Annotated in this window: 11 protein-coding genes; 3 read left to right on the top strand and 8 right to left on the bottom strand. The window is 45.6% G+C overall.

What is annotated here, in order from left to right; translation table 11 throughout:
- Positions 1–83: 83 nt before the first annotated feature.
- From ACZ1GZ_RS16360 to ACZ1GZ_RS16350, 3 genes are all read left to right on the top strand, one after another.
- Entirely contained in the window at positions 84–1,151 is a 1,068-nt protein-coding gene (locus tag ACZ1GZ_RS16360) for a saccharopine dehydrogenase (RefSeq protein WP_472665937.1), read from the top strand.
- A gap of 12 nt (positions 1,152–1,163) precedes the next feature.
- The gene (locus ACZ1GZ_RS16355; protein ID WP_472665936.1) at positions 1,164–2,312 is read left to right on the top strand and encodes a saccharopine dehydrogenase C-terminal domain-containing protein; all 1,149 of its coding nucleotides are present in this window, start codon (positions 1,164–1,166) and stop codon (positions 2,310–2,312) included.
- 90 nt (positions 2,313–2,402) lie between these two features.
- Positions 2,403–3,998 carry a glycoside hydrolase family 43 protein gene (locus tag ACZ1GZ_RS16350; RefSeq protein ID WP_472665935.1) on the top strand — a complete coding sequence of 532 codons (1,596 nt, stop codon included), beginning with the start codon at positions 2,403–2,405 and terminating at the stop codon, positions 3,996–3,998.
- A gap of 26 nt (positions 3,999–4,024) precedes the next feature.
- Here the strand turns inward: ACZ1GZ_RS16350 and ACZ1GZ_RS16345 are convergent, their stop codons facing one another.
- Genes ACZ1GZ_RS16345 through ACZ1GZ_RS16310 form a run of 8 tightly spaced genes read right to left on the bottom strand, consistent with a single transcriptional unit; the run spans position 4,025 to position 13,574 of the window.
- Complete coding sequence (locus ACZ1GZ_RS16345; protein WP_472665934.1) at positions 4,025–5,176, bottom strand: Gfo/Idh/MocA family protein; 1,152 nt, start codon at positions 5,174–5,176, stop codon at positions 4,025–4,027.
- Positions 5,177–5,184: 8 nt separating this feature from the next.
- Entirely contained in the window at positions 5,185–6,243 is a 1,059-nt protein-coding gene (locus tag ACZ1GZ_RS16340; RefSeq protein WP_472665933.1) for a sugar phosphate isomerase/epimerase family protein, read from the bottom strand.
- A gap of 24 nt (positions 6,244–6,267) precedes the next feature.
- On the bottom strand, positions 6,268–7,404 hold the full coding sequence (locus ACZ1GZ_RS16335) for a Gfo/Idh/MocA family protein (RefSeq protein WP_472665932.1): 1,137 nt from the start codon (positions 7,402–7,404) through the stop codon (positions 6,268–6,270).
- Between the two features lie 21 nt (positions 7,405–7,425).
- Positions 7,426–8,181 (bottom strand): sugar phosphate isomerase/epimerase family protein, encoded by a 756-nt coding sequence (locus tag ACZ1GZ_RS16330; protein WP_472665931.1) that lies wholly within the window; start codon positions 8,179–8,181, stop codon positions 7,426–7,428.
- Positions 8,182–8,200: 19 nt separating this feature from the next.
- Positions 8,201–10,603: a beta-mannosidase gene (locus ACZ1GZ_RS16325; protein ID WP_472665930.1), complete on the bottom strand. Its 2,403-nt coding sequence runs from the start codon at positions 10,601–10,603 to the stop codon at positions 8,201–8,203.
- A 1-nt stretch (position 10,604) separates the two neighbouring features.
- Positions 10,605–11,693, bottom strand: coding sequence for an ABC transporter ATP-binding protein (locus ACZ1GZ_RS16320; RefSeq protein ID WP_472665929.1), 1,089 nt, complete (start codon positions 11,691–11,693; stop codon positions 10,605–10,607).
- A 5-nt stretch (positions 11,694–11,698) separates the two neighbouring features.
- Positions 11,699–12,658 carry a carbohydrate ABC transporter permease gene (locus ACZ1GZ_RS16315; protein WP_472665928.1) on the bottom strand — a complete coding sequence of 320 codons (960 nt, stop codon included), beginning with the start codon at positions 12,656–12,658 and terminating at the stop codon, positions 11,699–11,701.
- On the bottom strand, positions 12,651–13,574 hold the full coding sequence (locus ACZ1GZ_RS16310; protein WP_472665927.1) for a carbohydrate ABC transporter permease: 924 nt from the start codon (positions 13,572–13,574) through the stop codon (positions 12,651–12,653). The genes ACZ1GZ_RS16315 and ACZ1GZ_RS16310 overlap by 8 nt, the downstream gene beginning before the upstream one ends.
- Positions 13,575–13,704: the final 130 nt, after the last annotated feature.

Genomic DNA, 13,704 nt, shown 5'->3' with positions numbered 1-13,704 from the left:
AATGAAAGCGCTTGCATACCAGAAAATTGGTTGACGGTGGATTTTATATATGGGACCAAATAGTCCAATTCTAAGAGGGTAATATGGCGCATATTTGGGTTCGATCCGAACAAAGAGAATTTGAACAACGGGTGGGTGTTATACCTCAGGGTGTAAGCAAACTTATGGAAGCGGGACATAGGGTAACGGTTGAAGAAAGTCCTTCGCGCGCAATCGATATTTCGCAATATGAAGAGACCGGTTGCGCTATTGCAGCAGCTCATTCCTGGGTTAATGCGCCATCTGATGCGATTATATTTGGGTTAAAAGAACTAGATGAGGATGGCCCTGACCTAGCTCATCGCCACATCATGTTTGGCCATGCCTATAAAGGGCAGGCGGAAGGTCCGGCACTGTTATCGAGATTTAAGCGTGGCGGCGGTGCACTTTATGATCTTGAATATTTATTGGATGAAAACAAGCGCCGAATTGCTGCATTTGGATATTGGGCAGGTTTTGCAGGAGCTGCTGTCGGTATGATGGCCTGGCTTTCTCAGCAAAATGATCAAAAGCTTGGTAAAGTCGGGGTTTATGGCGATAAAGATGATCTGATCGCTGAACTTGAAGAAGGTTGCCAAACTGTTCTGAATGACGGCGCCACAAAGCCCAATGTTATCATTATTGGTGCGAAGGGCCGCGTCGGTAGTGGGGCTTTAGAACTAGCTAAATCTCTTGGTTTGGATGTGAGCGAATGGGATATGGCTGAAACGGCACATGGTGGTCCGTTTCCTGAAATTTTAGAGCATACAATCTTTGTGAACTGCATTTTAGCGTCTCCAAATGTCCCGGTATTTGTGCCAAAATCTGCTGTTGCTAAGGATCGGCAACTTCGTGTGATTGCCGATGTCTCATGTGATCCAAATAGTCCTTATAATCCGGTGCCTGTTTATGATCGTTCAACTACTTTTGCGGATCCCATCATTCGGGTTCAGTCAGCACCGAATTATCTTGATGTGATGGCAATTGATAATTTACCTTCTATGCTTCCTGTTGAAAGTAGTCAGGATTATGCTGAGCAATTGCTTCCGTATCTGCTTAAACTTGATAATATGGATCAAGGTGTTTGGGCAGGTGCATATGAGTCTTTCAAACAACACACATCAGAACTTTAAAAGGGCGATATCATGACGACAATACATTGGGTTGGTACTGGCCTTTCATCCATTCCAGGTTTGAAAAAACTGATCTCAGAAGGTCACAATGTTGTGGTTTGGAATAGAACCGTTGCAACGGCGCAAGCTGCACTCGCTGGACTAGATGCTGATATTCGTGCCTTTGATATTGATACGTTGGGCAATGCTTTAGGGGAAGGGGACCTTGCAGTTTCCATGTTGCCGGGTGACTGGCATGTGCCAATTGCGGTGAAGTGTATTGCCAACAACGCGCATTTTGTGTCGTCTTCTTATATCTCTCCAGAGATGCGGGATTTAAGTTCCACAGCGCGTGAAAAAGGCTTGTGCTTTGTCAATGAGGTTGGGCTTGATCCAGGGATTGATCACCTGATGGCGCATTGGTTGGTCGATGATTATCGTAAATCTGATACCTACAATGCGGATAACGAATTGAGCTTTGTGTCTTATTGTGGTGGCGTGCCGAAGTTTGCAAATGACTTTCGGTATAAGTTTAGTTGGTCGCCGTTGGGCGTTCTAAAAGCGCTGCGGTCTCCATCCAAATCCATAAAGGACTTCAAGCCTTATGATGTGGCGCGCCCTTGGGATGCGATTTCTACCTTTAAAGCACCGCTCGCCAAAGATGAAGAGTTTGAGGTTTATCCAAACAGAGACAGTTTGCCTTTCATCGAAGATTATAAATTTGATGCTGATTGGAAGGTCAAACAGTTTGTGCGCGGAACCTTACGACTTAACGGTTGGGCGCAGGCTTGGGATGGTTTGTTTAAAGAGATCGAGACTTTGACGGGTACTGAGGGGGATGCGCGATTAAAGCAGATCTCCGATGATCTTTTAGCCCAACATTCCTATGATGAAAATGAACCTGACCGCGTTGTGCTTTGTGTGTCTTTGCAGGCTGAAAACTTAAATGGTGAAACGGTTTATCACAAGACGTATTCCTTGGATGCGCATGGGAACGAACAAGGATCAGCCATGGCGCAACTCGTTTCTATCACAGTTGCCCTTGCGGTAAATTCTGTTTTGAAAAATGAAATTGCGCCTGGTGTATCAGCTGCGCCATCATCGCTCGGGCTTGTGAATAGTTGGATGCAAGAAATCAATACGATTGCTCAATATATGGAGATCAAAGACTTATCCAAATAATCATATTTATTTGGCTTTTTTGACTGAAAGGACTTGGTGTTCTCTCCAAATTAATGTATTTTTTTAATCGTTAAAAAAAGGGAGGATGTCATGATAAAAAATCCAATATTGCCGGGGTTTAATCCAGATCCATCAATCTGTCGGGTGGGGGATGATTATTATATCGCAACATCCACTTTCGAATGGTATCCCGGCGTTCAAATCCATCATAGTAAGGATCTTGTTAATTGGGAACTTGTCTCACGTCCTCTCAACCGAGCTGACCAATTGGACATGCGTGGAAATCCAGACAGTGGCGGCATTTGGGCGCCGTGTTTAAGCCACGCTGATGGGAAGTTTTGGTTGGTTTATACTGATGTAAAACGCTTATGGGGCAGCTCTAAAGATACGCACAATTATATTGTATCTTGCGATACGATTGACGGCGAATGGTCAGAGCGGATCTTTGTAAATTCATCCGGATTTGACCCGTCTTTATTCCATGATGATGATGGTCGAAAATGGTTTGTGAACATGCAATGGAACCATCGTGCAAAGGGCACAGGTGTTAATCAGGCGCATCACCGCTTCAATGGTACTTTGTTGCAGGAATGGTCGGAAGAAAAAGGTCTATTTGGCCCTGCCATCGATATCTATCCAGGGACTGATCTTGGTTTGACAGAAGGACCCCATATCTTCAAACGCAATGGTTACTATTATTTAACGGTTGCGGAAGGTGGAACAGGTTATCAGCATGCGGTGACGATGGCGCGTTCACGGCACATTGAGGGGCCTTATGAAACACACCCTGATAAACATTTAATCACGGCAAAAGATGCCTCTGATCATCCGATCCAACGTACAGGGCACGGCCAGTATGTTGATACGCCAAATGGTGATTTCTATCATACATTTTTGATGGGGCGACCGCTTGAAGGCCGATTTTGTCCGCTGGGGCGTGAAACAGGGATAGAACGCTGTGTTTGGAAAGACGATGACTGGCTTTATCTTGAACATGGTTCTTCATTGGCACGTGAAGAAATTGCGCTAAATGGTTTAGAACCCAATGCGCCAAAAGCTGTTGAGCATCAATTTACCGGGCAAGCGTTGCCGAAGGAATTTCAATGGTTGCGTACACCTGAAACGGACCGAATTTTTAAAAGCGAAAGTAGCGGTCTTACGTTAATTGGTCGTGAGATGATCGGCAGCTGGTTTGAGCAAGCTTTGGTCGCGCGGCGTCAAGAACATCATTGTTACTCTGCATCGACAATTACAGATTTCTCGCCTGAGCTTTATCAACATGGTGCTGGTCTGACGACCTATTATAATCAAACAAAATATCATGCACTTCTGGTCACAGCTGATGAAGAGCTCGGTCGCTGTTTGGTGATCCAATCTTGCCCTGGCAACTGGCCGATGGGCGAAATTGATTTTCTACTGGAAGTGCCTGTCGCTATTCCAGATGGTGAGGTCGAATTGCGTGTGGAAGTTGACCGGAAAGTACAGCAGTTTTTTTGGCGCATGGTCGGTGAACAGGTATGGCAACCCATCGGCCCTGAAATGGATGCCTCGGTAATATCAGATGAAGGTGGTGTGGGTGAACATTCCTCGTTTACTGGCGCGTTTGTTGGCATGGTCGCGTTTGATATGAACGGACATGGCAAATCGGCCAGCTTTAAAAGTTTTGGTTATTACCCTGAAGTTTAGAACTTCAGGGTAAATATCATATCAAACTAGAGAGAGACCCAACCTGCATCATTTTTTGAGGAGCTCTGACAGGCATCGATAAATCTCATGCCAGCCATGCCTTCTTCAATTGAGTTGATATGATGGCCGGCAGCTAAAGCAGAGCTATTGTTGTGGGCTAAAATCGCATCGGCAGCTTCTGTATAAATTGTAGCGAAGCCTTCAAGGTAACCTTCAGGATGCCCGCCAGGTGTGCGGCTCACACGATTTGCTAAGTCCGATGCACCAGCGCCAGAGCGGGTGATCAATCTTTTGGGTTCTCCAAACGGGGTGAACCATAAATTATTTGGATTTTCTTGCGACCATTCAATGCCGCCTTTGTCGCCATAAACCCGCAGTCTTAAGCTGTTTTCGTTGCCGGGTGCAATTTGGCTCGCCCAAATGCTGCCACGCGCACCATTTTCAAAGCGTAAATTAATATGTGCGTTATCATCTACAAGACGAGCGCCGACAAAGCTCGAAAGTTCAGCTGACAATTGCTCAACTTTAAGGCCTGAGACAAAACAAGCCAGATTATATGCATGGGTACCAATATCACCAATTGCACCCGCGCCAGCCATTTTCGGATCTGTGCGCCAAGCCGCTTGTTTATTATCATCATCAGCGGGTTCGGTGAGCCAATCCTGCGCGTATTCAGCTTGTACTACACGAATGGCACCAAGATCACCGTTTTGCACCATTTCTCGTGCCTGACGCATCATCGGATAGCCGGTGTAATTATGTGTAAGCACAAATAATTTGCCGCTGCTTTTGACGACTTGCTCCAGCTCAAGCGCTTCGTCCAATTGCGCCGTCAGAGGCTTGTCGCAAATGACGTGAATGCCAGCTTCTAAAAACGCTTTTGCGACAGGCGCATGCATATGGTTTGGCGTAACAATGGAGACAGCATCAATACCATCGTCACGCGCTGCTTCCATCTTTGCCATTTGTTTAAAGTCTGAATAAATGCGGTCTTCTGCAAGACCAAGAGATTGGCCTGATCTTAGGGCACGATCAGGGTTTGATGACAATGCACCCGCAACGAGCGAGAACCTGTTGTCAATACGTGCAGCAATGCGATGGACAGCACCGATGAAAGCTCCTTCACCACCGCCAACCATGCCTAGTTTTAAAGGGTTTTGCAAATCAGTGCAGGTCATTGTATTTCCTATTTAATCCCAATCATTTTGTGGATTGCATCCATATCCGTTCCAGCATCCGCGAAATCATCAAATGCTTTGTCTGTTAACGGAATGATGTGCTTTTTGATGAACGGTGCACCTTCTGCAGCACCGACTTCTGGGTGTTTTAAGCAACATTCCCATTCAAGCACTGGCCAACCATCAAATCCATGTGTGGCAAGGCGAGAGAAGATCCCTGCAAAATCAACCTGACCATCGCCTAACGAACGGAAACGTCCAGCGCGTTGTGTCCAGCTTTGATAACCGGAATAAACGCCTTGACGACCAGATGGGTTAAACTCGGCGTCTTTGACGTGAAATGCGCTGATGCGTTCGTGATAAATATCAATAAAGTCGAGATAATCTAATTGCTGCAACAAGAAGTGTGATGGATCATAATTGATCATGCAGCGATTGTGATTGCCAACAGCCTCTAAGAACATTTCAAATGTAATGCCATCAAATACATCTTCACCTGGGTGAATTTCATAGCCAACATCAACACCTGCATCTTCATAGGCATTGAGAATTGGAGTCCAGCGGCGCCCAAGCTCTGCAAAGGTTTCTTCAATCAAGCCTTGTGGGCGCTGTGGCCAAGGATACAGATAAGGGAAGGCGAGGGATCCAGTGAATGAGACTGAACCGGTTAACCCCAAATTTTGACAGGCTTTTGCGGCCCACAACATTTGCTGAACAGCCCATTCTTGTCGTGCTTTGGGATTGCCATGCACTTCTTTGGGGGCAAATCCATCAAACTGCGCATCGTAAGCGGGGTTGACCGCGATCAGTTGGCCTTGGAGGTGCGTTGAAAGCTCGGTGATCTCAACGCCAGCATCTTGGCAAATGCCCTTAACTTCATCGCAATAAGCTTGCGATGTTGCCGCTTTTTCAAGATCAAAAATGCGGGCATCCCAAGTTGGAATTTGCACGCCTTCATAGCCCAAGCTTGCCGCCCATTTGGTAATTGCCGGTAACGAGTTAAATGGTGCCTCATCACCTAAAAACTGAGCCAGAAATATTCCTGGGCCTTTCATTGTATTTGGCATTTCATTTCCTCCGTTACCTAACTTTTACGCTAATAGTTCTTGCGCTGCTGCAGCATCAAGAGCCGCGGGGCGCTCGCAAGTTGTTGTCAATTGGACTGTTTGACCTGTTTCACCAGCCTTCAATATGGATGTCATGACATCAACCACATGATGGGCAAATTCCATTGAACATCTGTGCTCACGACCTTCTTGGATCGCGAGGGACATGTCGGACAAACCTGCACCGCGATAGTTTGCAAGCATCTGGCCACCCGCATTGTCATTCTTAAAGTTTGGCACTGAGAAAGGATGTTCCCAAGATGGAAGATCAACCGCTTCGCCTTGTGATGTGATCTTCAGATCGCCAGCGAAGAAGTTTGGGTCTGGCAGATACATCGTTCCATCTTCACCATAAAGCTCCATGTGATTATGATCATGGTTCCAAACATCCCAACTACAAATCACGGTAATGATTGCGCCAGATTTAAACTGCAGCAAAGCATGGATCGTTGTAGGTGTATCAACTGGAATTTGCTCGCCATTACGTGGGCCGTTTGAGATCGTTCTGGTTTTAGACGGCGTTGATGTCATGGCTGATATATTTTCAACAGGTCCTAATAGCTGTACCAAGTTTGAAATATAGTAAGGACCGATGTCTAATACCGGACCAGCACCTGGTTGGAAGAAGAAGTCCGGGTTCGGATGCCAATGTTCCATGCCATGGCTCATTACGATAGCGGTGCCAGATGTAACCTTGCCAATTGCATTGCTATCAATCAGTTGTCTTGCATGCTGATGACTTCCGCCCAAGAATGTATCTGGTGCAGAACCAATGCGAAGGCCTTTTTCAGTCGCAAGTTTTTTTAGCTCATCACCTTCTTCTGTGCTTAGCACATAAGGTTTTTCTGAATAAACATGTTTGCCAGCATTCAGGATCGAGCGCGAGACTTCAAGATGGGCCGCTGGAATGGTGAGATTGATGATGATATCAATGTCATCTGCAGCGAGCAGACCTTCTATCGTATCAGCGCGCAAATTAAATTCCTCTGCGCGCGCTTTTGCAGCCTCAGGATTAATATCTGCGCATGCAATGACTTCAGTGCCATTAAATGTATTGCCATAACGCATGTAATGGGCAGAAACGTTGCCACAGCCAATGATGCCTACACCTAGTTTTTTCATGAGTTTCATCCTTACTGTAACTTAGAATTTTAAGCAGTTTTCTAAAGAGCGCTTTGCAAAACGATGGTGATCACTTGGATTGTCATGTTCCATAACAAACAGCTCGGTACCAACTGAGCGCAACTCGCCATAAATGCTTGGCCAATCAATAACGCCGTGACCAACATCGGCCCAACCATCTTCTTCGACACATTCACCTGCAGGTGCAATATCTTTAACGTGAGCTGCTGTAATGCGAGAGGCGTATTTCTTGATGAACTCGATTGGGTCGTAGTCTGCGCGAACAGCCCAAGCAACATCAAATTCCATTTCAAGCGTGTCGGCTTCATCCATCATGATTTCCATCGGCATGCCACCATCTGCAAGTGCAGTGAATTCGAAATCGTGATTGTGCCAGCCAAATCCCAAGCCTGCGTCGCGCAGTGGCTTGCTCATTTCAGTCAGCGATTTTGCAAAATCAATCCAACCATCTGATGTTGTTGGACGATCTTCTGCCTGTAAATATGGTCCGTAAACATTGGTGATGCCAAGCGCATTGCAAAGAGCAATAACTGCTTTTGGATCATCTTTAATGAAATCAAGGCCAACATGGCTGGATTTCATTGCTAGGTTATTCTCATCCAACATCGCGCGTGTTGCGGCTGGATCTTGTATTTCTAGCAAAAGGGCGCCGTAGCTTTCCACGCCTGCATATCCCAAATTAGATAGCATCTGCAATGTGATATCCAGAGGCGGAAAGTTACGGGAGGAATAAAGTTGATATGAAAAGCTCTGCATGATTTTTCCTTTATATAATTTATAAGGTCGCGTTTCTTAGATCGCGAATAACAAAATTAGCTCGCGCACCGTTGTCTTTAGGTACGAACGTGATCACGACATCTTCGTGCGACGTCATGAGGAACCCGTTGTCCGAAAAACGCCCGGAAACATCGGCTTCAATTGAAACGTAAAATGCTGGTTTGTCAGCGCGAAGAGTAAGGCTAAAGACGCCTTCTTTTTCCTCAATATCAAATGAGATATTTGGATCCGGCAGCGCATAGGCTTTGTATGGTTGAAGTGCAAGGTGATCTTGCATCACTGCGCCTTCTTCATCTATCCATTTGTAAACCAAAATATCATCGCAGATATCGGTTTTTGAAATTTCAACGATATCGATTGCTTGCTCGATACCAACGTTGAATGTTTTGGTTGCCAATTCACGTTGCTCGCCTGACATTGATAGTGCAAAGACCTGCAATTCAGCCTTGCTTGCTTGTGGAAGATCGTTGGAGGCTCTGAGCACAATTTTATCGTCCATTGGAACAGCGCTGACAAGCAAAGGTGTGAAGAAGTGCTTTTCCATGTGATGGAGCAGTTTCCAGTCGCCGCCATAATTCAAGCTTGCCCAGCTACAAACCGGCCAAGTGTCATTGAGTTGCCAGATGAGTGCACCCATGCTGTGAGGTTTTAAGCTTCGCCAATGCGTAACAGCGGTTTTGATAGCAAGACCCTGTTGAACCTGGCTAAGATAGACAAAATTTTCGAAGCTGTTTGGGAAGCGGAAGTAGCGGAACATTGTTTCTGCAATGCGCGCATTACCACCTTTGTCTTTTTGGTGACTTTCCATAACAGGTGACGCGATGTTTAAATCTTCGTCTTCAGCGAATTGTCGGATGACATTCATTGATGGATAGGATTGGAAGCCGAATTCTGAACAGAACCGCGGTGATACATCGCGATAATGATCAAAGTCTCTACCTTCGTGCCATACCGACCAGAAATGCATGTCGCCGGATGTGTCGTCATGCCATGTGTCACCAAAAGACATGGGTCCAGGTGAGGGGCTAGATGGCCACCAATTAGAATGAGGTGCGCTGCCTTTCACTTGTTTTTCAATCGCCCGGTTAAGCCGATCGTAACCGACGAGATAGCGATCTCTGTCTTTAACAGCTTCTTCGAACCAGGTTAGCGCACCCAACAATTCATTATCGCCACACCACACCGCAATACATGCGTGATAATCGATGCGAAGGACTGCTTCTTTAACTTCAATTTCGATCTCTGAAATGAATTCATCGGTTGCTGAATATAAATTGCAGGAGAACATGAGGTCATGCCAGATCATCAGTCCGAGTTCGTCGCACATGTCGTAAAACCAATCCGGTTCATAGCGACCACCGCCCCAGATGCGGATCATATTCATGTTTGCATCGACAGCGGATTGTAGCAGCTCGCTTACATCCTGCTTTGAAATTCGCCCGGCTAACGCATCAGCAGGAATCCAATTGGCGCCTTTGGCAAATATAGCTCGACCATTTACCTCAAAGCCGAAGGAACGACCCACCTCATCAGGTTCGCTGACAAGTTTAATATCACAAAGACCGATACGTTTTTGCAGTTTGGCTTCACCGATTGAAACGGTCACGTCGTAAAGTTTTTGATCGCCTTGGCCAGCTGGCCACCATAAATCTGGGTTTGTTATTTCAATAGTTGCAATTGCTATGCTTCGTGTTGCGTCATAGGTTCCTTTAATATCTTGGCCATCTAAGCTGAATACACAATCAAGATCATTATTCGCGTTATTTGCAATCGCGACTGATAGTTCAACCGAAACAGTGCCGTTACTGTGGGTCTGATTGACTTTAAAGTTTTCAAATCGAACCGCTTTGCTTGGTTCAAGATATATATCTCCAAACAAGCCAAATGGCGCGAGCGCAATATTCCAATCCCAGCCAAAATCACATTGTGGTTTGCGCACCATATTCCCGTTATGGATAGGGCACATTTTCTTCATATCTGGCACGAAGTAAGGTTGAGCTTCTTGCTGCGCATTTGCGTATTTTGTGACCGCCTTAAAGCGGATTTCAATATCATTTTGCCCTTGGCGTAGGGCTGACTTTACCGATGCTCGGTAGGTTCTAAATGCATTTTTGGTTTCATGAATTACTTCGTTGTTGATTTTGATCTCAGACACAGTGTCGAGTTCAGATACAACCAAATCAAGGTCTGTATCTGTCACCTCAAATGAGCGCTTGGCAATCCAGTCGCGATCACAAATCCAGCGAACGTCATATTCGTTTCGGCCAAAATATGGATCGCTAATCAGTCCTTCATTGTGAAGTGCTGTTATGCCATCTCCTGGAATTTTGAACGGCAGGCTATATTTGCTGGTCTCGTCTTTCAGATCCCAGCAGCCAAGCAACGAAGTTTTTAACACCATTTTAAACTCTTAGTTCAGTAGCTGTGTCAAATATTGAAAGTTTGTCTGCATTGAAGCCAATCTTAAGTGTTTCACCAACTTTGAGTGAAGACTGTCCTTCAGTTCGAACCCGGATGGATTGTCCTGCAAGCGATGCCCAAACAAGCGTATCGGAACCCATTGGATCAACGATTTCAATTGTCGCATCTCCAACGAATGAGCAGCCCTTAGCGTTGTCTCCGGATAAAATATGCTCAGGTCGAATACCAAGCCATGCCTCAGTATCAGGCACTTTATCTTCTACAGTCTCGTATCCCTTTAGGTCCATCTGGACTTCAGGGCTTTTAAATGAACCGTTTTTGATATCGCCTTTAAAGAAGTTCATCGCAGGTGAGCCGATAAAGTCGGCAACATATTTGTTGCGAGGCTTGGCATAGATTGTGTTTGGATCATCAAGCTGTTGGATGATGCCGTCTTTCATGATGGCAATCCGGTCAGCCAATGTCATCGCTTCCACTTGGTCATGCGTAACATAGATCATTGTGTTTTGAAGCTGTTGGTGAAGACGCTTAATCTCAACACGCAAATCAGTACGAAGTTTTGCATCAAGGTTAGAGAGCGGTTCATCAAACAAGAACACATCCACATCACGAACCAGAGCGCGACCGATCGCAACACGCTGGCGCTGACCACCAGATAGAGCTGATGGTTTACGTGCCAATAATGGCTCAAGCTGTAAAATACCGGCGGCTTTATCAACACGGCGCTTGATCTCGTCTTTTGCCATCCCAGCGTTTTTGAGGCCAAAGCTCATGTTACCTTCCACTGTCATCTGCGGATAAAGCGCGTATGATTGGAATACCATCCCAATACCGCGGTCAGAAGGTTCAGCCCAGGTGACGTTTTTATCATTGATGAAAATCTGACCACCTGTCACATCCAAAAGGCCTGCAATACAGTTTAGCAAAGTAGATTTGCCGCAACCTGATGATCCAAGAAGGACTAGAAATTCGCCGCGCGCAATTTCAAGGTTTAAGTTTTTAAGAACTTCGACTCTACCAAAGCTAAGATCGAGCTGTTTGATTTCAACTGAAGGGTTGGTGTTTGTCATTTTTATTATCCTTTTACAGCGCCGGCTGCGATGCCGCGAACAAATAGCTTGCCAGAAGCGAAATAAATTATGAGTGGTACAAGGCCGGTTAGAAGAGTTGCCGCCATGTTAACGTTATATTCTTTAACGCCTTGAACCGAGTTTACGATATTGTTGAGTTGCACTGTCATTGGATATGTTTCAGGCTTGGTGTAGATCACGCCAAAGAGGAAGTCATTCCAAATCCCTGTGACTTGCAAGATCATAGCGACGACGAAGATCGGCAGTGACATTGGCAACATAATGCGGAAGTAAATACCCCAGAATTTTGCGCCATCAACACGGGCAGCTTTAAACAAGTCTTCAGGAACAGATGTGAAGTAGTTTCTGAAGAGCAATGTTAATATCGGCATGCCGAAGATTGTGTGTACGATGACGAGGCCAGAGAGTGAGCCCATGAGACGGAACCTTGGTGCATCCTCATAGAAGAATTGCATAATATTGGTTATCCCATCGCCACTTTCACGAAGCAAAATCACGATTGGGTAGATCATAACCTGATAGGGAATGAATGCACCAAAGATTAAAATAGTGAAGAAGACTTCAGAACCTTTGAATTTCCAGTTTGCCAACGCATAGCCATTAACTGATGCAATGGCGATCGACAGGAATACAGATGGTACCAAGATCCAAATCGAATTACTAAACCCGCGGCTTAGACCATCACAATTAATTCCAGTACAAGCTTCTGCCCAAGCTTTCACCCATGGTTCAAATGTCACTTCAACCGGAGGGCCAAAAATATTGCCCAAACGGATTTCCGGCATGCCTTTAAGTGATGTCATGATCATGACATAGAGTGGCAAGAGGTAGTATAAGCAAACGACAAACAATGTGCCGTAGATAATGATATTGGTTGAAGAGAACGCTCTCTTTGGCTTTGGTCCGCTTGGACCTTCAAATGTAGTTGCGGTCGTATCAGCCATTTTTCTTACCTCCAAATTCAAGGTAGGCCCATGGAATTAGAACCACCAAAACACTTAGCAACATCATTGTAGAAGCTGCGAAACCGAGCCCCAAATTCTGTGATTGGAACATTTTGTCGATCACGTATTTAGCTGGAACTTCAGACGCGATACCCGGTCCCCCAGATGTTTGCGCCACAACCAGATCATAAACTTTAATGATACCTGCTGAGATGATCACAAGAGCGGTCACAAATACTGGGCGCATCATTGGGATCACAATGAAAAGATAGGTTTTCCAAGCTGGGATACCTTCAACGCGTGAGGCTTTCCAGATATCCTCATCAATGCCGCGCATACCTGCAAGCAGAAGGACCATCACAAAGCCTGAACCTTGCCAGATACCTGCAATCAAGATGCCGAAGATTACGATTTCTGCGTTGTTGATCGGGTCAAAGGTGAAGTTCTCAAAGCCTAAATTGCGGACAACATTTTGAAGGCCAAGTTCCGGGTTCAAAATCCACTGCCAGACAAGACCGGTCACCACGAAGGAAAGCGCAAATGGATACAAAATGATGGTTCGGATTGTGTTTTCAAATCGGATTTTACGGTCCAGCAATGCGGCGAGTAAAAAGCCAATAACGAGTGACAAAATCAGCGAGCAGACGCCGTAGATCGCAAGGTTTTCAATGCTAACCACCCAACGGTTTTCGCTCCATAGACGTTCATAATTGTCTAAACCAACCCATTTGTCCGGTGCGGGCAACAGGCGTGATTTTGTAAAGGAGTGGTAGATCGTCCAGATCGTACATCCGATAAATACGACTACCGCTGTGAAAATCATCGGAATAGCAGCGATTTTAGCCGTTAAGTTTTTGAACAGTTTGGACGGTGGCTTTGCAGCTCCGCTCAAATGTTCTGCGTCCGAAAGTGACATCATGCCTCCCCTTTACTTTTTTTCAAAGTACATCAAAACACCCCTGTCTGAGAGGTATTTGGGTGTGCCTTGTAACTAGACTGATAAAAACCAGGGCCGCAGTGTTTTAAACTGCAGCCCTGATAATATT

It is taken from the genome of Lentilitoribacter sp. JB5-8, from assembly GCF_055693385.1.
This window is presented reverse-complemented; position numbering and strand designations above follow the sequence as displayed.